General features: G+C 60.3%; 22 protein-coding genes. 12 read left to right on the top strand and 10 right to left on the bottom strand.

From position 1 onward, the window contains the following. The first annotated feature begins 67 nt into the window (after positions 1–67). Positions 68–757, top strand: coding sequence for an MBL fold metallo-hydrolase (locus AC2A6O_RS04610; protein ID WP_498925940.1), 690 nt, complete (start codon positions 68–70; stop codon positions 755–757). A 120-nt stretch (positions 758–877) separates the two neighbouring features. Here the strand turns inward: AC2A6O_RS04610 and AC2A6O_RS04605 are convergent, their stop codons facing one another. From AC2A6O_RS04605 to AC2A6O_RS04590, 4 genes are all read right to left on the bottom strand, one after another. Further along, positions 878–1,825, bottom strand: a complete 948-nt coding sequence (locus AC2A6O_RS04605) for a DUF1402 family protein (RefSeq protein ID WP_209001250.1) — start codon at positions 1,823–1,825, stop codon at positions 878–880. A 281-nt stretch (positions 1,826–2,106) separates the two neighbouring features. Beyond that, positions 2,107–2,457: a DUF6665 family protein gene (locus AC2A6O_RS04600; RefSeq protein WP_162855069.1), complete on the bottom strand. Its 351-nt coding sequence runs from the start codon at positions 2,455–2,457 to the stop codon at positions 2,107–2,109. Positions 2,458–2,508: 51 nt separating this feature from the next. Beyond that, the gene (locus AC2A6O_RS04595; RefSeq protein WP_498925939.1) at positions 2,509–3,834 is read right to left on the bottom strand and encodes an MFS transporter; all 1,326 of its coding nucleotides are present in this window, start codon (positions 3,832–3,834) and stop codon (positions 2,509–2,511) included. Then, entirely contained in the window at positions 3,831–4,394 is a 564-nt protein-coding gene (locus AC2A6O_RS04590; protein WP_498925938.1) for a chalcone isomerase family protein, read from the bottom strand. The genes AC2A6O_RS04595 and AC2A6O_RS04590 overlap by 4 nt, the downstream gene beginning before the upstream one ends. Before the next feature lie 430 nt (positions 4,395–4,824). Between AC2A6O_RS04590 and clpS the strand changes: the two genes are divergently transcribed. The 3 genes from clpS to AC2A6O_RS04575 all read left to right on the top strand — a co-directional run bounded on the left by clpS (position 4,825) and on the right by AC2A6O_RS04575 (position 7,409). Beyond that, the gene (clpS, locus tag AC2A6O_RS04585) at positions 4,825–5,127 is read left to right on the top strand and encodes an ATP-dependent Clp protease adapter ClpS (protein WP_148587265.1); all 303 of its coding nucleotides are present in this window, start codon (positions 4,825–4,827) and stop codon (positions 5,125–5,127) included. A gap of 132 nt (positions 5,128–5,259) precedes the next feature. After that, positions 5,260–6,264 (top strand): NAD-dependent epimerase/dehydratase family protein, encoded by a 1,005-nt coding sequence (locus AC2A6O_RS04580; RefSeq protein WP_498925937.1) that lies wholly within the window; start codon positions 5,260–5,262, stop codon positions 6,262–6,264. Further along, positions 6,264–7,409 (top strand): aminotransferase class V-fold PLP-dependent enzyme, encoded by a 1,146-nt coding sequence (locus tag AC2A6O_RS04575; protein ID WP_498925936.1) that lies wholly within the window; start codon positions 6,264–6,266, stop codon positions 7,407–7,409. The genes AC2A6O_RS04580 and AC2A6O_RS04575 overlap by 1 nt, the downstream gene beginning before the upstream one ends. A 9-nt stretch (positions 7,410–7,418) precedes the next feature. Here AC2A6O_RS04575 and AC2A6O_RS04570 read toward each other — a convergent pair whose 3' ends face one another. Further along, positions 7,419–8,039 (bottom strand): sugar transferase, encoded by a 621-nt coding sequence (locus AC2A6O_RS04570; RefSeq protein ID WP_498925935.1) that lies wholly within the window; start codon positions 8,037–8,039, stop codon positions 7,419–7,421. 159 nt (positions 8,040–8,198) lie between these two features. Next, positions 8,199–9,680, bottom strand: a complete 1,482-nt coding sequence (locus AC2A6O_RS04565; protein WP_148585858.1) for a coiled-coil domain-containing protein — start codon at positions 9,678–9,680, stop codon at positions 8,199–8,201. Between the two features lie 269 nt (positions 9,681–9,949). Between AC2A6O_RS04565 and AC2A6O_RS04560 the strand changes: the two genes are divergently transcribed. Beyond that, positions 9,950–10,243, top strand: a complete 294-nt coding sequence (locus AC2A6O_RS04560) for a hypothetical protein (protein WP_498925934.1) — start codon at positions 9,950–9,952, stop codon at positions 10,241–10,243. 97 nt (positions 10,244–10,340) lie between these two features. Then, positions 10,341–10,715: a hypothetical protein gene (locus tag AC2A6O_RS04555; protein ID WP_498925933.1), complete on the top strand. Its 375-nt coding sequence runs from the start codon at positions 10,341–10,343 to the stop codon at positions 10,713–10,715. A 71-nt stretch (positions 10,716–10,786) separates the two neighbouring features. Here the strand turns inward: AC2A6O_RS04555 and AC2A6O_RS04550 are convergent, their stop codons facing one another. Next, complete coding sequence (locus tag AC2A6O_RS04550) at positions 10,787–12,010, bottom strand: DUF1176 domain-containing protein (RefSeq protein ID WP_498925932.1); 1,224 nt, start codon at positions 12,008–12,010, stop codon at positions 10,787–10,789. Between the two features lie 268 nt (positions 12,011–12,278). Here AC2A6O_RS04550 and AC2A6O_RS04545 point away from each other — a divergent pair, with 268 nt between their 5' ends. The 4 genes from AC2A6O_RS04545 to AC2A6O_RS04530 all read left to right on the top strand — a co-directional run bounded on the left by AC2A6O_RS04545 (position 12,279) and on the right by AC2A6O_RS04530 (position 16,262). Then, a complete protein-coding gene (locus AC2A6O_RS04545) occupies positions 12,279–14,303 on the top strand; it encodes an OmpA family protein (RefSeq protein WP_498925931.1) in 2,025 nt (674 codons plus the stop codon). Positions 14,304–14,529: 226 nt separating this feature from the next. Further along, positions 14,530–15,675: a caspase family protein gene (locus tag AC2A6O_RS04540; protein ID WP_498925930.1), complete on the top strand. Its 1,146-nt coding sequence runs from the start codon at positions 14,530–14,532 to the stop codon at positions 15,673–15,675. Between the two features lie 57 nt (positions 15,676–15,732). Beyond that, complete coding sequence (locus tag AC2A6O_RS04535; RefSeq protein WP_498925928.1) at positions 15,733–15,945, top strand: hypothetical protein; 213 nt, start codon at positions 15,733–15,735, stop codon at positions 15,943–15,945. 143 nt (positions 15,946–16,088) lie between these two features. After that, positions 16,089–16,262 carry a hypothetical protein gene (locus AC2A6O_RS04530; RefSeq protein WP_498925927.1) on the top strand — a complete coding sequence of 58 codons (174 nt, stop codon included), beginning with the start codon at positions 16,089–16,091 and terminating at the stop codon, positions 16,260–16,262. 413 nt (positions 16,263–16,675) lie between these two features. Here AC2A6O_RS04530 and AC2A6O_RS04525 read toward each other — a convergent pair whose 3' ends face one another. After that, complete coding sequence (locus AC2A6O_RS04525; RefSeq protein ID WP_498925926.1) at positions 16,676–17,050, bottom strand: hypothetical protein; 375 nt, start codon at positions 17,048–17,050, stop codon at positions 16,676–16,678. A gap of 261 nt (positions 17,051–17,311) precedes the next feature. Here AC2A6O_RS04525 and AC2A6O_RS04520 point away from each other — a divergent pair, with 261 nt between their 5' ends. Beyond that, positions 17,312–17,599: a GIY-YIG nuclease family protein gene (locus AC2A6O_RS04520; protein WP_498925925.1), complete on the top strand. Its 288-nt coding sequence runs from the start codon at positions 17,312–17,314 to the stop codon at positions 17,597–17,599. A gap of 907 nt (positions 17,600–18,506) precedes the next feature. On the opposite strand, the gene uvrB is transcribed toward AC2A6O_RS04520, so the two are convergent. After that, a complete protein-coding gene (gene uvrB, locus AC2A6O_RS04515) occupies positions 18,507–21,440 on the bottom strand; it encodes an excinuclease ABC subunit UvrB (RefSeq protein WP_498925924.1) in 2,934 nt (977 codons plus the stop codon). Between the two features lie 373 nt (positions 21,441–21,813). Here uvrB and AC2A6O_RS04510 point away from each other — a divergent pair, with 373 nt between their 5' ends. Then, the gene (locus AC2A6O_RS04510) at positions 21,814–22,170 is read left to right on the top strand and encodes a hypothetical protein (RefSeq protein ID WP_498925923.1); all 357 of its coding nucleotides are present in this window, start codon (positions 21,814–21,816) and stop codon (positions 22,168–22,170) included. A 30-nt stretch (positions 22,171–22,200) separates the two neighbouring features. Here AC2A6O_RS04510 and AC2A6O_RS04505 read toward each other — a convergent pair whose 3' ends face one another. Next, positions 22,201–22,569: a mannan-binding lectin gene (locus tag AC2A6O_RS04505; RefSeq protein WP_498925922.1), complete on the bottom strand. Its 369-nt coding sequence runs from the start codon at positions 22,567–22,569 to the stop codon at positions 22,201–22,203. Positions 22,570–23,084: the final 515 nt, after the last annotated feature.

Genomic DNA, 23,084 nt, shown 5'->3' with positions numbered 1-23,084 from the left:
CACCGGATGGTGTTGTCCCGTATTTGTTACATCGGGCCGTGGAAGGCCGCTGTTAAAGGAGCCTGCCATGGCGCAAGACACTACAACTTCCGGCGGCGGCGAAAATACTGAAGAGGGTATGCCGCCGATCCAGGTCATGGTTCTTGCCGTAACACCGTTTCAGCAGAACTGTTCGCTTATCTGGGACCCGTCAACCTTGCGCGGGACGGTGGTCGACCCGGGAGGTGACGTCGACAAGATCCTGGCGGCCATCGACAAGCAGGGCGTCAAGGTTGAGAAGATCGTTCTCACGCATGGTCATATCGATCATGTCGGTGGCGCGGCAGATCTTGCAGAAGCGCTCAAGGTGCCGGTGGAAGGTCCGCATGAAGCCGATCAGATGCTGATCGACAGGGTGGCCGACCAGGCAGTGCAATTCGGCGTCGAAGGCGTGAAGCCCGTGACGCCGGATCGCTGGATGGTTGAAGGCGATCAGGTGGAAATCGCCGGCCGCATGTTTGACGTGCTGCATTGCCCCGGGCATTCGCCCGGTCACCTGGTGTTTTTCGACAAGGAACTGCGTTTCGCGATTTCCGGGGATGTGTTGTTTGCCGGCTCCATCGGCCGCACAGATCTGCCGGGGGGCGATCACGCGACCCTGATCAAGTCGATCCGGGAAAAGCTGCTGCCGCTCGGGGACGATGTTGCGTTTCTGCCGGGACACGGTCAGGCTTCGACCATCGGTCACGAGCGCGAAACCAATCCGTTCCTGACGTGAGACACGGGAGACAGGCAGCCTGAATTGCGTTGCCTGAACCTTGTCGCCTGAACCGAATTGCCTGAAATGGCGTGGACGTTCGGCAAGAATGCCGTACGTCCGCTCAGGTGGCCTGAACCGTCAGAGCAGGCCTCTCAGATCATCGATACGGTCGTTGACCAGCCAGCCGTAGTAGTTTTCCCGCGGCCAGCGTTGACCGCTGCGGCGGAACTTCGCGGCGCGGCTCCACGGATCACCAAGATTGTAGAGCGTCGCAGTCAGGCCCGGGTTCTTCGAAATGTCCACCTTGCCGACGGATTTGTAGGCGGCGATGGAGTCCTTGATGATCGCGGCCATGTAGTGCAGCGAGATATTCGGGTCCATGGTGGCCTTGTAGACAGCTTCTGAATCTTCCGCGGTCAGCTTGCGGAAGTTGCTTGTGCTGGCAACCCTGTCGGTCATCTTGAGCACTGTGAGCGGGCTCAACTGGCCAAGACCGAAGCTCTGGCCGGAGTAGAGCGGCTGGAAGAATGCCTCGTTGAAGTTCTTTCTCGGATAGCGAACGCCATCGACCGACCGGCCGCGAAACTTGCTGTTCCAGACGTTCTCGTAGCAGGACCACCTGCGGTCGGAACTTTTCTGAATGTGATCCTTGCGGCAGCGGTCGAACTGCGGACGTTCGACAAAAGTGTCGACATGCTCTCCGTTCAGTTCGAAGTCGAAGCGGATGCCTGCGTAGGAGAGTGCCTTCACATAGTAGGATTGCGCACTGTCGAGCGTGTCGTAATTGTAGGTATGCTCACCGACGATGGCACCGATGATGTGGATCGGATCGATGCCGTAGCGCGCAGACACACGCTTGATGGACCCCATCAGGCGGCGGTCACGCTTCAGAACAGCCAGAACCTTGTTGAACTTGGCATCGTAGGATGACTTCGAGGCGGCGGTGCGGCGGGAAGATGCGTAAGGGATCTTCGGTTGGCTGCTGAGGCGGTTTCCTTCCGGAACCACCCGCACCGACTGCGCCTGCACGGTCGTGCTTGTTGCAAGAGGCAACGCCAGGGGGGCCAGAAGCAGACCAAAAATCATACATCCAGTCAGAAGCCTGGAGATTTGGCCGAGATGAGGGGTCTTCCTGCACACCATAGTTTTTCTGCGCCTGGCTTTATCTTGTGTTTCTTGCCGACCAAATGCGGTCATGCCTGCGAGCTTTAGCTGTTTCACATAGCTCGCCGGATGTGACTGTAAATAACTCATCTTGCAAAAAGCCCCCAGAAAAAACCACTGCGGCATCGAAGATGCAACAGGTTCCTCTCTCTAGGGTAAGGACATCAACAAAGAAGTGATGTCGGTCACAGGGGTGCGGGTTGTCAGGAGCCCGGCTTTGAACGGAAAGCGGACGCGGGTCCCATGCGAAGGCGAACCGCCTTCGGAACGGCCAGGAAATCATAGAAAGCCCTGTGCTGCCGCAAGCCGCACAGTTCCCGCTGGATGGTGACATGCCAGAGCGCTTCGCCTGCTTCGGCAAGCCGGTTTTGCAGCGTTTCGGTATCTGTTGCAGGGGCTTCCTCTGCCGACTTCAGATCGGCGAGAGCCTTTTCCAGCTTTTTGGTCAGCCGGGAAAGTGTCGAGGCCTTCTCGTTGAGGACTTCGTTTTCCAGCGCTGCCGAGAGCGGGTCCTTGTCGGCGGGGCTGATCAACTGAGGCGGGCGTAGGCTCATGTCTTCAGGTGGTGCTGTCTTATTCCGGCACGGGCGATGAGAAATGCAGGGTCACACGGCGGATCGGTTGAGGGCAAGGTCTTTTTCGAACAGCAGAAGTCCGACCAAGGCAAACAATTTCAGCGCACATGGCAAGGCTGCATAGGTGATGCTGAGCATGAAGTTCAGCTCCGGCGTCATGACACCGCCTGGCTGATATCCGAAAAGCCCGAGAAGCGGCAGGGCAACGCCCGTCGCCAGCGCCAAAGCGGATTTGGACAGAAACGCCATGACCGCAAACAGACGTGAGGCTTCTCCCTGACGGCGGTCTTCATCGATGTGGTCGGCCAGAATGGCAGGCGGCAAGGCCAGGTCGGCGCCAAGGGCCAGACCGGAAAGGGCGCACACCAGACCATAGGCTGTCAGGTCTCCCTGTTGAAGCAAAGCTGCCCAGCAGAACGTGAGGATGGCAACAGCAAGCGAGATCTGCCACGCCCGTATCTTGCCGAAGCCGCGGGCAAGCCGGGTCCAGAGCGGCATGGAAATCACGCCCGAGAGAAAATAAATCAGCAAAAACAGGCCCGTGTAACTTTCCGCGCCAAGCCTGTCGCGGATGAAGAACATCACAAGGACGGCGGGGATGGCGCTGGCGAAAATATTGAGAAACAGAAGTCCGAAGAACAGACGCCGCCAGCGGTTCCGAAGTAGGGCCAACCACCCCATGACCGGAGTGTCCGATTGCGGCTTTTCAAGCGGCGCTGACCGCATCCAGCGAAGCAGCAGCCAGAGTGAGACGACCAGGAGTGGCAGGTAGCCGAGCGTGACATAATGGAAAGCTGTTTCGAGGTCGGTCAGGGTTGCCAAAGCCGCCGGTAAAACAGATGCCACCAGAAGGCCGGCAAGGCCGAAGCCTTCGCGCGCTGCCGTGATGGGTGTTCGGTCGGACGCCTTCGTTTTCCAGAGGCCGCCGAGGGTTTGGTAGTTGATCGTGACGACGGAAAATCCCGTGGTGCAGATAAGCACCGACGCGGCAAACCAGACCAGTGGAGCGGCTTCAAGCGGGTGAAACAGCATCCAGAAGCCTGCCCCGAGCAGCAGGGCGCCGAACGCAAGCACTGCGCCGCGCCACTGGTGGAACCGGTCACTGAGGCTGCCGATGAAAGGATCCTGAACAGCGTCGAACAGGCGCAATACAAGAAGGATGGCGCCAAGCGTCGCAACCGGCTGCTGCAATGTGACAGCGTAAAAATCCGGGGCGTGCAGGTAGATCGGCAAGCCGGCAAAGGCCAGGGGGAATGCCATCACCCCATAGGTGGCCAGGCTGGAAAGCGTCACGCTTCCGGCATCGTCCGTCTCAAGTCGATGTGCCGTCTCGCTGCTGCGAGAGCGTGGTGTCACGAACCGGACCCGACCAACTTTGCACGTAACTGCGGATTACGTGTGTTGCCACCCAGCCAGATGGAGAAAAATTTCTTCGTGAAGGCTGGATCTGTGATGGCTCCAAGCTTCCGGTTGCCGAGATAGAACTCGGCATGACCGCTGCTGGTGCGGACACCCGTTATGGACTGGCCGGGCGTCACATCGGGAAAGATGGCTTCCATCTGAGCTTGCCATTTTGCCAGTTGCGCGTTCGAAACACCGCCCTGCCGCCGGATTTCCTTGACCGAGCTTTCGGCAATCTGTGTGCCTGTAAAGCTTCGCAGGTAGGTCAGCTTCAGGGCGAAAGGGGACGCAGGGCTGTAAGTGCCTTGGGGAGCGTAAAGTTCAGCGTCGAACACCTTGAACCCGAGGAAGGTCATCCTGCCCTTGCCGACGAGTTCTGGCGAGGGCATTAGCCTGGATGCCGTCCCGAGGTCAGCCAGAGCAGAGCTCGCCGGCACGGTTACAGCCAAAGCCAGTAGCAGGGCGGCGGCAAGTCCGCGCTGCCTGAAACGGTGTGTCGTCAATTGAAGAACCATCGCGCAATCCTCCGAAAATCGTTTAGTGGGCCCAGCCACCAACTCTCTACGGGGGAACAGGGTCGCCGGATTAGTCGGCGTTCGCTTTGGTACAATCCGGCTGTCGGCATGTGCCGCCAGGGACCTTGCCTCTGAAGGGAGAATGACGGTGCTGGCGCCGGCGCTGAGCGACCATCGCCGGGTGTCCCGCTGGCCGTTATGTCCGCTTTGTGATCGCAAGATTTTCGGCTGTCATGTTTTCTTCGATTTCGCAATGCAGTATAGTGATGAAAAGCAAAGGCCGACTGCGGACGGTGCGTCATGTCACATGATCGTACCTGGAGCTGAAAAGGTCTGGAAGCGCGTCGCCGGAGGAATGTTCGGCACATTTTCCATTTATCAGGTGAGACCGCATCGCGCGGAGCCTAAAGCGTCAGCTTGGACGATTGTCATGAGTGAGATCGATTTCAAACCGAAACTGAAGCAAAAAACAAAAGTGCAGCGGCCGAAGCTCTACAAGGTCATGCTGCTGAACGATGACTACACACCTCGGGAATTCGTCACCCTGATCCTGAAGGCGGAATTCCGTCTGGATGAGTCTCAGGCGGAGGTCGTGATGATGACGGCACACCAGAAGGGCGTCTGTGTTGTCTCCGTTTATCCGAGGGACGTTGCCGAAACCAAGGCCACCCGCGCCGTCGATGCCGCGGGTCGACTTGGCTATCCGCTGCAGTTCACCGTCGAGCCGGAGTGACGTCACAGGCAGGTGATTTCCATCACCCGCCAGACTGTTTCCAACATGTGCACACCTTCTTGCCCGCGGTGGCTGGCATGAAATCTGCTGATGATGCAATCAAGTGCTGCAGACATCAGGATTTGTGCCAATATGGAACATTGCCCAGGAACGGTTGCTCCGAAACAGAACATTTCCTTCCGCAAGATCGTTATCACCGGGGGCCTGGGATTCGTCGGGTCGAAGGTTTTCACACGTGTTGCCCGGATGGCGAATGTCGCCGAGACGGTTGTCCTCGACCGCGTGTCCTACGCGGCCGATTTCCGCCGCCTGGCGCCTTTCGGAGACGCGGGCGACCTGCCGGTCATACGCGGCGACATCCGCTCGCCCATCGACGTGGCGGCGGCACTGCATGAGTGCGATGCCGTTATCCATCTGGCGGCGGAAACCCATGTGCCCCGGTCTTTTAAAGCTCCGGAGCTGTTCTTCGACGTCAATGTGACTGGCACTGAAGTGCTCTTGAATGCGGCGCAGGAAGCCGGTGTGAAGCACTTCATCCACATCAGTACGGACGAAGTTTACGGCCCTGCGCTGGAAGAGGTGCGCGAAACCGCTCCCCTGAGGCCGACGACGCCCTATGCAACCTCCAAGGCCATGGCAGAGGAAGCCGTCATGATGGCGGCGCAAAACGGGTTGAGGTCGACTATCCTGCGACCGACCAATGCCGTCGGCACCGGACAGAACCCGGAAAAACTGTTTCCGCGTTTCGTCATGCAGGCATTGAAGGGGCAACGGCTGACGGTCGAAGGCACCGGAGCCCAGGAACGCAGCTTTCTGCCCGCCAGCGATCTTGCCGCCGCGATCTGTCTCCTGCTCAACACACAGGACGAACAGCCGCTCGAAATCTTCAATGTTTCCGGGGAAGAAGATCTTTCGGTGCTTGAGGTCGCCCGCCGTGTGTCCGGCGTGACAGGCCGTTCCACCGGACTGCATTTCATTCGGGACCGCGAGACCAACGATCAAGCCTATAGGATCGACGACAGCCGCTTGCGTTCGCTTGGATACCGCCAGAAGAGCTCTGTCGATCAGGAACTGCGTGCGATCTATCGGGACATACGGTCTCGTGTCCGCCGCCTGGCCGATGAGGACAGGTTCTGATGTTGAACCTGCCGGCGACGGCGCTTCAGCCGATCCGCTTTCATTCCACACACATTCCGCCCGCTACCTTTGGCGCGGTCTCAGAGGCGCTCAGCAGCAAGCATCTGCGTGCCGGTGGCAGCTATAGCCGCAAGGCGAAGGCTCTGGTGAGCCGGCATGTGGGCCATGATCGTGTGTTCCTGACCAATTCCTGCACCTCCGCCCTGGAAATTGCGGCGCTGGCGCTGGATCTTGGCCCGGAAGACGAGGTTATCGTGCCCACGTTTACCTTCTGCGCAACGGCGACTGCCTTCGCCCGCATGGGCGCACGGATCGTGTTGGCCGACATCGATCCGGCGACGATGATGGTGACAGCCGAGACGCTGGAAGCGCGCCTGACGAACCGGACGCGGGCCGTCGTGGTGGTGCATTATGGTGGAGCGGCCGCTTCCATGGCTGCGATCAAGGACCTGTGCGACCGGCACGACATCGTCATCATAGAAGATGCTGCACAGGCTTTCGGCACGAAACAGGACGGCCGGGCTGTCGGGACATGCGGTCTGTTCGCCGCTTATTCCTTTCACGAAAGCAAGATCATCAGCTCCGGTCACGGTGGCGCGCTGGTCTTGAACAGCGGCCATCCGCGTTTGCGCGAACGCGTCGAGGAGCTGCTGGCACGTGGTACGAATTTTCCTGCCTTCGCCCGGCGGGAAGTGAACCATTATGAATGGACCTCCGTCTCTTCCAGCTTCGAAATGCCCGATCTGAATGCGGCCTTGCTCTACAGCCAGTTGACGGATGTAAGGGAAATCCTTTTCAAGAGCCGCGCGATCTGGGCCTATTACGAAAAGTCGCTTCGAAATCTTGCGATCGAGATCCTGCGGCCGGAGATAGGGACGCAGGCCAATGGCTATTGCTTTGCCTTTCTTGCTAGGGACGGCGAAATCGTTGAGCGGCTGCTGCAGGGCTCGGCCATGTTGGGGCTCGGCATTCAGTCTCACTACAAGCCGCTCCATCTTTCCCGGTTCGCCGGACAAAATCTGGCAGGCAGTTGTCCGGGTGCGGAACGCACCTGGGACCGTCTTCTGCGTTTGCCGGTCCACATGGACCTGAACACCGGCGACGCAGCCAGGATCTGCGACTTCCTGCAAACGGAACTGGGCTGAAGCAGCAGGTTATTCCCGGTGTCTGGCCGATACCGCCCGGTGCAGCAGCAGAACAGCCATGGTGTTCATCGCCAGCTCAAGGTGGGAGATAATCCCGGCCTGTTCGAAATAGGCGGTGTCGCGGGAAAGCCTTTCAGGCAGGATCTTCCTTGCGTAAACCTCGTCGGTGTCGGCGGCGCCGTCGATCCGGTGAAGATGTCTCAAGGCCCACAGGGTGCCTGGGCTGAGCAGGCCCGGCACGAACAAAAGAGACTTTCGCATCTCGTCATCATAGTAGCGCGCGACAATTCCGGGGTCTTCCGGTCTGGGTCCGAAAAACGCCATGTCGCCCCGCAGGATGTTCAAAAGCTGGGGCAACTCGTCCAGCTTGGTGTTTCTCAAGAACCTGCCGAATGGGGTGATGCGACTGTCGCCAACCGCAGTGATCGCGCCGGCCTTGCTTGTAGCGGCCTTGCTTGTGCCGGGGCGCATGGTTCTGAATTTCACCATGGCGAAGGTGCCGCCCCCCAGGCCGACGCGCCGGGCGATGTAGAACGGTGACTGACGGTCGGTGAGCCAGACAAGAAGAGCGATACCGGCGAACAGCGGCGACAGCAGGATCAGGAAAACGGCGGCAACAACCTTGGTCATCAATTCATCGACAGGCAGAAGAAGCTGATGGGTAACGACCCGGTCTGGCCGGAAACGGCGGAGGAAACCGGTCCTTGAACAACAAGACCCCGGACTTTGAAACCCGAGGCCTTATTCAATTTCTTGCGGAAGGGAGGCGATGGAAATCGCCGTCCCGCGTCAGTCGCGCAGCTTGACGATCTTGTCGTCACCGCCGCCCGGGGTGTTGCCGTCCGGTCCGTCGTCGTCGGAACCGGCGTCATCATTCTTCGACGGCTCGCTTGCGCTTGTCATGGGCTCGGTGATCCCCAGCTCAGCGGCAGGGTCGTAGCCTTCGGTCAACCCGAGTTCTTCCGCCGGGCCGCGACCTTCCATTGCCATCTGATAGTTCGCGATGACCGACTTCAGCTGCACGATCTGCTCGTTGGCGGTATCGACCTGGATCTTGTAGCGCTGGAGACGCTTGTTCTCTTCGATCAGGTCTTCCAGGTTGTCGGCATATTTCTTGTTCTGGTTGCGCTGGTGGTTCAGATCCGTCAGAGCCGAATTGTACCGCAGGTTCACTTCACGCAGCTTGGCGGAAGTTGCCATAAGCTCGTTGCGGTCTTTTTCGTGGTTCTTCTGCGCGCTGTCGAGCAGGTGTTCGATTTCCTGCATGCGCTTGAGAAGATCGCGGCTGCGCTCCTTCAGCGTGGAATTTTCACGCGCCATTTCCTGCAGCGACTGAGCGCCGATGCGGCGCTGGGACGAGAGGTTCTCGATTTCCGCATTCAGCGCATAGACCTCGTTGTCATGCTTGCGCTGTTCTTCCTCAAGCCGGCTCTTGGCGTAGGCCTGTTCCTGATTGGCAACGTCCAGATGAGACTTGAGGTCGATGTTGTCGTTGCGGAACTCGACCAGTTCGCGCTTGACCGATTCCAGTTCGCTGGTGACCTGGTTGTTCTTGCGAACTTCGTCTTCCAGAAGCTTGGCGCTTTCGGACAGATTCTGCTGCAGTTCCTTTTCCCGATGGCGGACCGCTTCCAGATCGGAGCCGAGGCTTTCGGAGTGTTTTTCCAGCGTATCGAACTTCGCCTGCAGGTCAGTGAGCTTGCCTGTGAGGTCCGAGACCTGGGAGTTGGCTTCGACCAGCTTGGCACTCTGCAGCCGGTATTCCTCGTTGACCTTCTTGTTGTTGTCGCGGATGGAGACGATGTCGTTGCGGGCAGTCTCCAGCGCGGTGCGGGTTTCGGTCGCGCGCTTGCGCAGCGAGTGCACCTCGGCCTGTGCATCCTCCAGCTGCGTGGTCAGTGTCCTGACCATGTGTTCGGCATCGAGAAGATCGGTGGAGATCTTGGCGTTTTCGGACTTCAGGCGGACCTCGGTCTCCACGCTTGTGCGGGAGCCTTCGAGGTACTCGGCCATCATGCGGATAGACGTCTGGCTTTCTGCGGCGAAGGCGGCCATCTGCTCGAAGGTCTGGTTGAGACCGCCGACCCGGGACTTGAGCACGTCCAGATGGTTCATCTTCTCCTGCATCTTCAGGGCAAAAGGCGAAAGATGCTCAACGTTGCTCATTTCGGAAACCTGTACGATTTCCTGAATGTCGCTTGCCTCTGTCCCGGTCTCGACCCGCTGCTCCCGGTCACTGCCGGGGCGCGAGGATTTCGAGAAAATGCCCATTCCTGTCTCCTGACTGTCCCGCCGGCGCCGCCCGGCGAAAGATACGCAAATTCTTAACTCAATATTAACCCACAAGCGCTGGCAGTTTCAACGACTCAGGGCAACTTGAACCCAGAATACAGTGTGAAGTGTTAACCTCAAAAGACAGATATCCCCGGCATTTTAATGGATTTGAACCTATGGTTAATATCTGGGCACGGTTTACAACGCCGCGTGGGGCCCGCGTAGGCTGACAACTGGCCGGGTCCACAGCGCGAGAGGAGGAGGGAATGACACCTGCCTATCTGGTTTTCATGACCTTCATGACACTGGCATTTCTCCTGATGATTGCCGGCTATGTGAGCGCGCTTTTCTTCATCAAGCGGCTGAACCTTGTGGAGGAGGCCGCGCTTTCTCCGCTTAAAGGGGTCGGGCTCTGGAAACGCATGTTCACGCCCGGCAGCTTCGGTGTCGAGGCCGAGCCATCCCGCCGCCGCATTGCCAGGCTCTACTTTCTGGCCCTGGCGGCTTTCGCAATTGCCATACTTCTGTTTTTCATCCTGCCAGCCGTGCCGCGTTCATAACGCCGGGCTGATCACCCGTTTTGATGATACCGGTTGACGCTGCGTTCGGGATTGGACGAAATGCTTGAGACCGATCACGGTCTTTCCGGAGATATTCATGCGCGTTTTTCAAAAAGCATTTCTGCTGGGCCTTGCCCTGGTATCGTTTTTCCACCTGCCGGCAGCCGCCTATCAGCTGTTCCACACCTACAGGATTGCCGGCAGCGACATACTGGCGGTCAGCGAAGGGGAATACGTCGCCGAGGACCCGTTGGTTCTGAGACTGAAATTAAAGTCCGGCACCAGCGAGCCGGCTGACCTGGTGATCGAGACCGACGGGGACATCGAAGAGTGCAAGCTCCAGCTGGAAAACATCATCGGCTCCAATTCCGCCCATGCGGAAATTGTCGTCGACATGAACGCCCAGACCATGAACGGCGTGCTCATGATCCAGTGCGCGGTGTTTCAGGGCCTGTTTCCGGAGAGGCAATAGGCTCGCCCCGCAGCAACAATCAGGCTGTCATTCCGGGTGAACGCTGACCTTCAGTCCCTCCAGCAAAGGCCTTAATCCCCCATCTCGTCAATCGTCCAGCTGAGCGGCCAGCCCTCGGCAGGGCCGGTGATGCCGTCGCAGTCGGATTTTTCGAGATATTCCATCAAGGTGTAGTTGCCGCTTTCGGCTTCGATCTCGTGACGCTCGAAGGTGCCGCAATCGTAGTTGGGGGAAGCGTAGGTGGTGCCCGTCACCTGGCCGCTGTCCGGGTCGAAAAACAGATTGTTGACCAGAGCATGGTTGGGCTGATTGAAGCCAGGGGGCGTTTCGAACTCCTTCCACTCGTCCAGGGATGGATCGAAGGGGATATGCGTTGCCATGTAGTAAGGCACGTTGACGTCGGCCATCTGACAGGGAACGACCCAGGTTTCGACGTCTCCTTCCGCGTAGTATTGCGCGCCGAAGGCTGGCACCGTTTCCGCAAGCTGACAATTCAGCGTGCGGTAGCCCATCATCTGGACCTCGTCCGGAAGCTCGTTGACCGCATAAACCTGGCCGCGCGTGCCCCTGTCGATGCCGCTGTTGTTGGTCTCCTGGGATGGCATGATCGGCGGCGGCAAATCGTCTGAAGGCGCTTCAGTAACTGTTTCGGCAGGCGCCGGAGTAGGCGCAGGCGCAGGCTCGGTCGGGGCCGACGCCGAGGCTGTGGCTGGCGCAGATGCCGGTGCGGCGGCAATGCCGGTGGCTTTTTCCGATGACAGGCCACCCCAGGCCACGATGGCATCCTGTCGGCCGATACGGCCCTGAACCTCGTCGATTTTCAAAAGTGCGTGGGTGATGCCGTTGAGCGAGACCTCGTAGGTGATCGTGCCGGTGCTGCCGCCATATTCGATCTGGACCGACGCGTCCTGGCCAAGACGCAGGTTTTCGATCAGGTCCCGGTCGGCGTCTCCGCCGAAGGTCATTTCATTGCCGGTGTAGATCTTGGCCGCCTTGCCGAAGAAACCGACATTGTCCTCGTCGCCTTCAATTTCGATCCGGGCACGCAGGCCGGTTTCGAGAGGCGTCTTGGGACGAAGCGTCACGAAAACCTCAGCGTCTGGCTTGGCGCTGCGCTCCACCTTGAGCCGGAACGCTTCACCGTTGGAGCCGCTGCCGCTGGTTTCGGCGATGCAGTAGTTCTTCTCGTTGCAGCGTACCGACCACTCGCCGAAGTCGGTTCGGTCGAGTTCAGCGGCCGCCGGTCCGGCGAGCACCATGGATAGCGATGCGAGTGCAATCAGTTTTTTCGTCACGTCAGCCCCCTCTGACTGTACCGGCTCTGCGCCGGTCTCTGCCCCACCATGGCGGTCTATGACCTGAAGTCAATCAGGCAACGATGGAAACAGGTATCCTGTTGGGAAAGAGCAGGTTTGGCGCCTGTGTGCGCACGCTGACTGGAACGAATGCGTCCGTCACTTGTTTTCCATCGAGCGCACCTGGCCGACGAAGGTTCGGGAAAGTTCGCCGGGGGGCGAGAGGATGGAAAGAATGACGTCTAGATTGCTTCGAAATTCAACGGCCATGGCACTTGTCCTGGCCATCGGTCTCCCGTTGCAGCCGGGTGTGTCCCGTGCCCAGGAGACGGCGGTGGATTGTGCGGCCAATCCGGACCAGGAGGCCTGCCGGTCGGAGGAGGCTGCGCCTTCCGGAGAAGCAAACAGCGGTGAAGCGCTTGCGGCACCAGCATCTGAAGAGGGGGCGGTTGAAGCACCAGCCCCTGAAAGCGCATCTGAAAGCGCGCCTGAAACTGCCCCGGAAGCTGCCCCAGAGGCCGCGCAAGAACCCGCCCCGGAAGTTGCTCCAGAGGCCACACAAGACCCGCAACCTGCCGAGTCTGCCGACACCGAGGAAGCGCAGCCGGAGGCAAAGCCCGCTGCCCCCGTGGAGGAAGCCAAGCCCGCCGAGAAACCGGCCGCTCCGGTTGAGGATGCTGCACCGGCGGAAAAGCCCCAGAACACCGAAGAGATGAACACCGAAGAGACGAACACTGAAGAGACGGCCACGCCCGATGCGAAGCCGGAAGCGCCGGCTGAACAAGCTGCACCCACAGAAAAGCCTGCAGTTGAGCCATCATCTGAACAGACGGACCAGACCGGACAGACGGATGCTGCACCGGAAGCTTCCACCGCTGAACAGCCGGCGGAAGAGCAGCCCGGTGACGACGGGTCCAGCACGGAAGCCGGGCAGGAAGAGACTTCGCAAAGCCCGGACACGAAGGCCGATTCAGCTGCAGCAGAAGAACCTGCTGCCGAAGAGACCACCACCGAAGAGGGCTCCTTGAAGAGCGCCGGGGAAACCGAACCGGCAGCTGCCGCTGTGGCGGAGCCCGCGTCGGAAGAGGTTGCCCCTGAGCAGACCGACGCGGAACAGAAGGCCACGGATCAAAAGACGACGGAGCAGAAGACCGATGAGCCGGTGCAGGCTGATACGCTCGCGGCGCCTGATGCTTCTTCGGACGCTGCACCGGTTGCAGCAACCGCCGCAGATGAGACCGTGACCGACGAACCGGGTGAGCTGATTGACGCCCAGGCAGCCGCGCCGGCGGACGAACCGGCGGCTGTCGTTTCGGACGATGCCACAGACGCGCAAAGGGCTGAAGTCAAGGCGAAGGAAGAACGCCGCCGTGACGAAGCCCGCGACCGCAGGCTGGAACTGCTCGGTGCGGCTGCCGTTGGCGTCGGGGTCGGGATGCTGATCCCCGCCCTTGGCGGCAAGGTGGTCGAGGATCAGGGAGACCGGATCATCGTTGAGCGCGACGGCGAATATTTCGTGCGCAAGGACGAAAGCAGCCTGCTGCGCTATGGCGACGATGAATTCCGGGCTGAACGCCTGCGCGGGGGCCGCACGCGCGAAACAGTCACCCGGCGCAATGGCGTGAAGATCGTCACGATCCGCGATGAGGGCGGTTATGTGCTCTACCGCTCGCGTCTTCTGCCGGATGGCCGCGAATATGTGCTGATCGACAATCGCCAGTACAATCAGCACCACCGGAACTACGACCGCGAGCTGCCGCCGCTGCAGGTGGGTATTCCACGCGATCGTTACATTGTGCCGGCTGGCCGGGCGAATTATGACGATATCTACCAGACGTTCACCGCCCCGCCGGTGGAACAGGTGGAACAGGCCTATTCCCTGCGCGACATCCGTGAAAGTGAACGCCTGCGCGACAAGGTGCGCCGGGTGGATCTGGACACGATCACCTTCGACACCGGTAGCGCAGTGGTGCGCCAGAGCCAGGTGCCGCAACTTGAAGATCTCGCCCGTGCCTCCCAGGCCTTGATCGAACAGGACCCGACAACGGTTCTGCTGATCGAAGGTCATACGGATGCGGTCGGGTCGGATGTCTCCAACCTGGCCCTTTCGGACCGCCGGGCGGAAACCGTCGCCCGCATTCTGGCAGACTTTTATGGCGTGGCCCCGGAAAACATGGTCGTGCAGGGCTATGGCGAGGACTATCTGAAGGTCGATACGCAGGGCGCGGAAGAACGCAACCGCCGCGTGACGATCCGCAACATCACGCCTCTTCTGAGTGCCCGTAAACAGTAACGGCAGTCAGCCTGCCTTGCTTTGGCAGGGACGCCCGCACTGCAAACAGCGCTGGCGATAATGATCGGGCTCCGGCTGTGCCGGGGCCCGTTTTGCATGGCCTCATGAGCCTGAAAAGTCCGTTCACCTGGCGTTAGCGGTGGTTCTTCGCCGGCCTGCCGGTTAAGTTGGGCATATCTGCCCGGTTCTGCGGGCACGCTTTTCGTGCAACGGGAGCCCGATTTTCATGAAGTTCCGCCCGGCTTTTGTGGCCAGCCTCATTCTGTCCCTGATGATGCTTTCGCCGGCAAGCGCGGCGCAGAAGGTGGCGCTGATCATCGGCAATTCGCATTATCTCAACGTCAGCCCACTCGACAATCCGGTCCGCGATGCGGATCTGGCGGGCAGAACCTTCAAGGCGCTGGGGTTTGACAGCCAGGTGCTTCTGGATGCCGATACCGATCATCTGCGGCAGGCGCTTCGGGAGTTTCAGACAGCCTCGGCGGATGCGGAAGTCGCCGCCATCTTCTTTGCCGGCCACGGGGTGCAGGCGGCCAACGTCAACTATCTGCTGGCCACGGACACGGGCGCGGAAAACAAGGCGACCTTCGAAAATAGCGCCGTGCGCATGGAGGAATTCCTGGCGGCCTATGCACAGAGCGCAAAGGTCAAACTGCTGATCGTCGATGCCTGCCGCGACAATCCCTTCGCCTCCACTCGCTCGCTGGAAAAGATCTTCGACCCGGACGCCAAGGGGCTTTCCCGGGTCAATCATCAGCTTCAGGACCTGATGGTGATCTACTCGGCCCAGCCGAACCACCGGGCGTATGATGGGGAGGGAAGCAACAGCCCGTTCATGGAAGCCTTCTCCAGCGTTCTGACAGCTAGGGAAAATGTGCAGCTGAGTGATGCGCTGATCGACATCACCAATTTCGTGCGCACGAAGACGGCCGACAAACAGCTCCCTTACACCGAAGGCACGCTGTCCGTGCATGTTCAGCTGACCCTGGAACAGCCCCTGGAAAAAGCCCCGGAGCCGGAGGTCTGCCCGGCAGACGGCAAGGTGATCGCTCTGGAGGACGTCGAGGACTACATGGAGTTCGATGCCGGCCCCAAGAGCCTGATCATCAACGACAAGGGCAAGCCTGTGCTGGAAGTCTGCCTTCGTGACGGGGCGATCCTGGTCCACGGCAGTTTCGACGAGACATTCTCTCCGGCAGACCTGCGCAATACGGAGAACGAGGGCTCCGGATATTATTTCAAGACACAGGACGGCAACGACGCCCACCTGTGGTTCTACGCCGACCCGGACGACCCAAAGGCGGTCACCCAGGTTGGTGTCTACGTGAACGACCAGGAAATCACCTGGATCACGACCGGCTGGGTTTTCTGAGAGCCTGGGCCAGCCCGGCAAGCAAGGCCTCCATTCTCGCCTCGGCACCACACATTCATGCCTCCGCCACTGCAGGGCTCGACCCTGCACTCCACGCCGTGTGTTCTCGACAAACGAGGCTTTTCAATCTGGCTACGGCACGGCATGGATCCCTTGGTCGAGCCATGGGAGGACGAGGAAACGGACATTTACGGGCAGACCACTCCGGCCATGTGGAGCAAAACCAAGCGGAACGTCGGGAACCGCGCGCCTGCGATCTTCCTGCATTGACATTCCTGACAGGTCCGGCTCATGTGGCGGCGCCAGTGCGGCCCGGCAAGCGGGCCGGTTCGGCATTCTTAGCTTGATTGCCCACCCCGGCTGCCTGACCGGGCGGTACGACCAGGCCAACAAGATTTTTCAAGAGGTTCCCCATGAGACTGACCGCCCCTTCACTGCTGATATTCCTGATTTCCCTGGCTCTTTTCGTCTACGCGGTCCTGCCGCTCGCCGGCGTCGCCGTTCCGGCCATCGGCATTTCGACGATCTATGTCCTGATTGCCTCGTGGGTGGTGCTGGCCGCCGGCGTCTTGTTAAAGGGGATCTGAGCGAGCTCCGCACGCGCTGATGTCTGGGTTCCGGATCGTCGCTCAGCTTCGCTGCGCTGGTCAGGAAATGACGGTGGGGAGGGCAGGCATCTGGTCTCCTCACAGCAACACACTTCCACCGTCATTGCAGGGCGGCCCCTGCAATCCATGCCGTGCCTTTTCGGCAATCGAGGCCACTCGGACGGGCCTGCGAAACGGAATGGATCCCATGGTCAAGCCATGGGATGATGACGGCAAGGACCAAACCCGGCGAACCACCTTGGCCTTCCCGGGTGTTGCAAAGTTCTGGGACCCGCTCACCGGCGAACGTGCGACACCAGTGCCGTTTGCCCATCACCGCGGCGAAGCACACATATCTCTGCGAAGAAATGGGCTCGGTCTTCACCCTGCACTTGCCCGGAGTTGGCGGGCTCTCAGCCCGTCAGCCAGACGACGCCTGCGATAATCATCAGCGTCACAACGCCAATGGCGACCATGGTCTGCGTATCCGGACCGGTGCGCGCACCGGGTTTCGGCTGGAAATAGGCGGCATCCGGATCGTCTTCGGGAACAGGCTCGGGTTCCGGTGGGGCCTTGGCGGGGATCAGCTTCAGCGCCAGCACCAAAAAGACGATGGCCATGATGATGGCCAGAGCCGGGGCGACGGACACGCCGACGCCCATGGCAATTCCACCATCCCTGTCGGGGCCATCGATGGTTACGAGGATCGGATAAACAACGATAAATGCCCCGAAGAACCCGACCACTGCACCGACGATGGCGGCGATGATGGCTAGAAGTGCCCGCATATCTCTTGCCCCGGTTTGCCTTGCGCAAAACCTTAGCCTGCAAGGGAACACGGGGGAAGTGAATGGACGTTGCACCGGCAAAACGGCCACCTCGATCAGGTGTTCGATCGCGGCCGAGTACGACAACGCAAGGCTGTCCATCCTCGCCACCGTTATTCCGGACATGCGCAGCGCAGCTGCGTTCCGATCCGGAAGGATGTTGAAGTCGCAGGCATAACCTTGCTGCTTGCAAGGCCCGTTGAGGCACGGAATAGTCGCATCATGCCTGCCGCCGTCTATATTCTCACGTCGAACCGCAACGGCACGCTCTACATCGGCGTGACCACCAACCTGTCGCGCCGCCTCTACGAGCACCAAAACGGTCTGATCGAAGGATTTTCCAAGACCTATGGTGTCACTCGGCTTGTCCATGCGGAAACCTTTGACCGGATAGAGGATGCAATCCTGCGTGAAAAGAAGCTGAAGAAATGGCGGCGCAGCTGGAAGATCGACCTCATCGAGAAAAGCAATCCCGAATGGCAGGACCTGACAGAAACGGTACTGTTATAAAGCTCCCGCGAGCCCAGCTCGAAGGCCCTGGCAATCGGAACCTCAACCCCACCCACCCGTCATCCCGGACAAGTGAGGCATGGCCGAACGCAGATCCGGGAACCAGACATATTCTGCGCCGAGGGCGCGCTCATTTCTTAGGGAGAAGCGGACCAGGGAGCGAGCTGTGCTCGCGCTGATGCGCTGGGTTCCGGATCGGCGCTCAGCTGCGCTGAGCTTGTCCGGAATGACGAGGGGAGGAGGGGCTTGGCGGCTTATGTAGGCCTCCGCAATAGGAGGGAGGCGTTGTGGTCGGTGAGCTGGCTTCGTCAACGGACCCATCGTCAGAGTTCCCTGTCCCAAGCCACGCCCACCCGTCATCCCGGACAAGTGAGGCAGGGTCGAACGCAGATCCGGGATCCAGACATAGTCTGCGCCGTAGGCGCGCTTTTTCTCAAGAAGGAGGCTTAGGAGCGAGCTGTGCTCGCGCTGATGTGCTGGGTTCCGGATCTGTGCCCAGCTGTGCTGAGCTTGTCCGGAATGACGGGGGGAGGAGAGGTTTGGTGGTTTTATCAGATCTCCGTAACAGGAGGCGTTGTGGTCGGTGGGCTGGCTTCAACGGACCTATCTTCAGAGTTCCCTGTCCCTAACCACACCCACCCGTCATCCCGGACAAGTGAGGCAGGGCCGAACGCAGATCCGGGATCCAGACATAGTCTGCGCCGAAGGCGCGCTCATTTCCTATAGAGACGGGACCAAGGAGCGAGCTGCACTCGCGCTGATGCGCTGGGTTCCGGATCGGCGCTCAGCTGTGCTGAGCTTGTCCGGAATGACGGGGGAGGAGGGGATACGGTCTCCTCAATACTACCCAGCAGGCCGTGAACCGCTGACCGAAGATCAATTCCCTCCGGAGATTTGAAGGAACGGGTTACCGCCCCGGCCGACCACTCTTCTTCGGTCGTCCGCGGCTGCGTTTCTCTTCCGCCGGGTCCTCGTAAGACCCCGCGCCGATCTTTGCCCTTACCAGCGGTTTGACCGGGTCTGACGAGCCGAGCGGGACTTCTGTGCGGCCGACGGTCATTTCGTCGAGGGTGTTCTTGCGCACCTTGGCGCTGGGGGCGGGCAGGGCGTTGCGGTCTTTGGCGGCTCGGGCCTTGTCGCGGGCGGTCTGTTTCTTCTTGCCGCTGGCGCCTTCCTTGGTGCCGCCGGCGCCGAACTTGCGGTCGCCCTTGTAGCCGCCGGTCTTGCCGTCGACGTCGGACTGGCGGGCCATGGCGTCGTCGGCGACGGCCAGTTCGGTTGCCTGCAGGCGCTTGATCTCGTCGCGCAGGCGGGCTGCGGTCTCGAAGTCGAGATCGGCAGCAGCATCGCGCATCTGTTTTTCCAGATCCTCGATATGGGCCTTGAGATTGTGGCCGACGAGATCGCCTTCTTCGGCGAAACCGGCGTCGATGGTGACGTGGTCCTGCTCGTAGACGCTTTCCAGAATGTCGCCGATGGAGCGGCGGACGCTTTCCGGCGTGATACCGTGTTCTTCGTTGTAGGCAAGCTGCTTTTCGCGGCGCCGGTTGGTTTCGGCAATCGCCCGTTCCATCGAGCCGGTCATGTTGTCGGCATAGAGGATCACCTTGCCGTCGACGTTACGCGCCGCGCGGCCGATAGTCTGGATCAGCGAGGTTTCGGAGCGCAGGAAGCCTTCCTTGTCGGCGTCCAGAATGGCCACCAGCGCGCACTCGGGAATGTCGAGGCCTTCGCGCAGCAGGTTGATGCCGACCAGCACATCGAAGGCGCCCAGGCGCAGGTCGCGCAGGATCTCGATGCGTTCCAGTGTGTCGATGTCCGAGTGCATGTAGCGCACGCGTACGCCGTTCTCGTGCAGATATTCCGTCAGATCCTCGGCCATGCGCTTGGTGAGCGTGGTCACCAGCGTGCGGTAGCCTTTCTGGGCCACTTCGCGCACTTCGCCCAGAAGGTCGTCGACCTGGCTGGTGGCCGGGCGGATTTCCACCGGCGGATCGATCAGCCCGGTCGGGCGGATGACCTGTTCGGCGAAGACGCCACCGGCCTGGTCCATTTCCCAGGAGCCGGGGGTCGCCGACACCGCGATGGACTGCGGCCGCATGGCATTCCATTCCTCGAAGCGCAGCGGGCGGTTGTCCATGCACGACGGCAGGCGGAAGCCGTATTCGGCCAGCGTCGCCTTGCGGCGGAAGTCGCCCCGGTACATGGCGCCGATCTGGGGAATGGTGACGTGGCTTTCGTCGGCGAAGACGATGGCATTGTCCGGCAGGTATTCAAACAGGGTGGGGGGCGGCTCGCCCGGCTTGCGGCCGGTGAGATAGCGCGAATAGTTTTCGATCCCGGCGCAGGAGCCCGTGGCCTCCAGCATTTCCAGATCGAACATGGTGCGCTGTTCGAGCCGTTGCGCTTCCAGCAGGCGGCCGTGCTGGTTCAGCTCCTCAAGCCGGTGCTTGAGTTCGTCCTTGATCGACTTGATCGCCTGGTTAAGCGTCGGCTTGGGCGTGACATAGTGCGAGTTGGCGTAGATCTTGACGCTTTTCAGCTCGCCCGACTTCTGCCCCGTCAGCGGGTCGAACTCGGTGATCGACTCGATCTCGTCGCCGAACATGGAAATGCGCCAGGCGGTGTCCTCATAGTGGGCCGGGAACAGTTCGATGGTGTCGCCACGCACCCGGAAAGTGCCGCGCTGGAAGGCGGCGTCGTTGCGCTTGTACTGCAGGGCCACCAGATCGGCAATCAACTGGCGCTGGTCCATGCGCTCGCCAACCTCGATGGCGAAGGTCATGGCCGTGTAGGTCTCGACCGAGCCGATACCGTAGATACAGGACACCGAGGCGACGATGATGACGTCGTCGCGCTCCAGCAGCGAACGGGTGGCGGAGTGGCGCATCCGGTCGATCTGCTCGTTGATCGAGCTTTCCTTCTCGATGTAGGTATCCGTGCGCGGAACATAGGCTTCCGGCTGGTAGTAGTCGTAGTAGGAAACGAAATATTCGACCGCGTTGTCCGGGAAGAAGGACTTGAACTCGCCGTAGAGCTGAGCCGCCAGCGTCTTGTTGGGGGCCAGGATCAGCGCCGGACGCTGGGTGCGGGAAATCACCTGCGCCATTGTGTAGGTCTTGCCCGAGCCGGTCACGCCGAGCAGAACCTGGGTCTGTTCGGCGTTCTCCATGCCTTCGACAAGATCTGCGATGGCAGTCGGCTGGTCGCCCTTGGGCTCATAGGCCGACTTCAGCACGATCGGCACACCACCTTCGGATTTCTCCGGGCGCTCGGGCCGGTGCGGCACCCAGAGCTCGCCGTTCTTGTGCAGGGGGTTGCCGCTTTCGATCAGCGCGGACAGCGCCTCGACCGTCGCGGTGGCACCCTGATTGCCGGTCAGCTCGCCGTATTTGCTTTCCTTGTTTTTCTTTTTCTTGTTGTCTTTCTGGTGCTGCTTGAGCTGCTTTTCGAGGCTTTCGGCCTCTTCCAGAGACATGTCGAGACCAGCCACGGGGTTGAGGCCACCTGCAGCGCGTTCGCGCGCGCTGTCGGCCTTGCCGATGGAGGTTCCGCGCGACGACTTGGTCGGCTTTTCCTTTTTCGCGCTCGCGGTCGCACCGGCCTTGCGGCCTGGCTTGCGTGTGGGCGCGTCGTCGCCCGGATCCTTTTTTCCCTCACCAGCGTTCCGGGATGGGGCCTTCTTTGGTTCCGGTTTGTCCGCCTCTTGCGATATCTCGGCTGCCCAATCGCTGATCGACCCGGACAGCGGCGCACCCGAAAACGGCTTTTGCGGCGCTTCGCCGAAGCCGTCAGCAGATGTCGTGTCGTCGGAGGAGGATTTGGTCGGGCGCTTGCTCATGGGCGCAATATGGTTCGGTTCCGCGCGTGAGGAAAGGGGGTGGTTGCGGGTTTGTTCCGCTTTTTGCCACTTCCTGTCAGTCTCCTGACACAAGGTTGTCAGGAAGTCGGTCTTGGAGAGGGACGTTGATCCGAAAAAATGTCCGCCAGAGACAGGTGCTGCGGGCCAGTCGCAGGAGTTTGTGTGTGCCCCCTTATGGGCCCGTCAGAGGGGCATTGAAGATCGGCGGACCCACGTAAAGCTGTTGTTTGGATCCGTAAATCTTATACGTGCTGCGTAGTTTGCTGAATATTCGGCATTTCTGTTTCGTGCTATAATTGGTTCTATCAGTTCAAAGTGAAACATACGGCATCTTGCGCGGAGGAGGCGAAAGATGAGACTGAGATCTATTGTTAAAATTACGCTGATGGCGGGTCTGTTTTACGCAGCTTCTCCCGCCAGTGCAGATCCGCTGGACCTGACACATCAGCCGGACCTGAGAGCGGCGAAGATTGTTCTGGCCAGCCTCGACCGAGAGCTCGCGGTTCCGCCAATGCCGAACATGTCACCGCGCCTGTCCGGTGCGGTCGATCTGCCGGGTTCTTCAACCGACAAGGGGCCGTTGATCCGGGTTGCCGGCCGTTGCGGATCGTCCGAATACTATTGCGACTCGCCCGGTTTCCTCTATTGCTGCGGCAATTCTTCAGATGGGTTATACTGCGCTGCCGACGTCAACGGCTGCACCAAGTAGAACGCCGTCACTCCCTCGGTCTTTGAGGGGCTAGCGGCACTCGCAGACGGACATGCTGCCTTGCTCGGTGGTGTGCCACTGGCCGCCCCAGCTGAGGCCGTTGCCGGAGCAGAGGCTGGGGCATTTGTTTTGCGCATCGGCATTGTTCCAGATGGGCCCAGCTTCGATGTTTCGTCCGGAGCTGGTCTTTTCGCAGGAGCAAACCGACATCTGTCCCTGCACCGTCGTATGCCACTGGCCGCTCCAGCGCGTTCCCAACCCGCTGCAGAGATTCGGGCATTTCGCCTGCGCATCGCCATTGCTCCAGATCGGCCCGGCCTCGACATTGTAGGTCTGGGCGCCGGCTGGCAGGGCAATGAGCAGGAAAAACAGCGCGGCAAATGACGTCAGCAATCGCATCGGGACCTCCACAGGCAATCGATTCACCACAGCTTCCAATAACTTGAGACTGAAGTCGATGGGTAAATTTTCTGTCAGAGCGCCTTTCGTTCGGTGTCCCCCCGGTGTGGCGAAGCTGGGATCGGGATTAGGTACGCCGTGATGTCGGTCGATGGCCATTCGCGAGGGCGGATGGTTACTGGATTCCCGCCTGCGCGGAGATGGCAAGAGGGGTGGTGAAGCAAGCGGTTGGGGCAGGCGTTGGAGACTGCCTCAGTGTTGTCATCCCGGTTTGGCGCAGCCAGGACCGGGATCCAGTACTCCCTGTGGCCGGTCAGTGGCCATTCGTGAGGGCGGATGGTTACTGGATCCCCGCCCTCGCGGGGATGACAAAGTGGGTGTGGCGAAGCAAGCGGATGGGGCAGGTGTGGGAGACTGCCTCCGCGTTGTCATCCCGGTTTGGCGCAGCCAGGACCGGGATCCAGTACTCCCTGTGGCCGGTCAGTGGCCATTCGTGAGGGCGGATGGTTACTGGA

Source organism: Labrenzia sp. ATLA3, from assembly GCF_057180185.1.
Note: the sequence above shows the minus strand (reverse complement) of the source record. Positions and strands in the feature narration are given on the sequence as shown.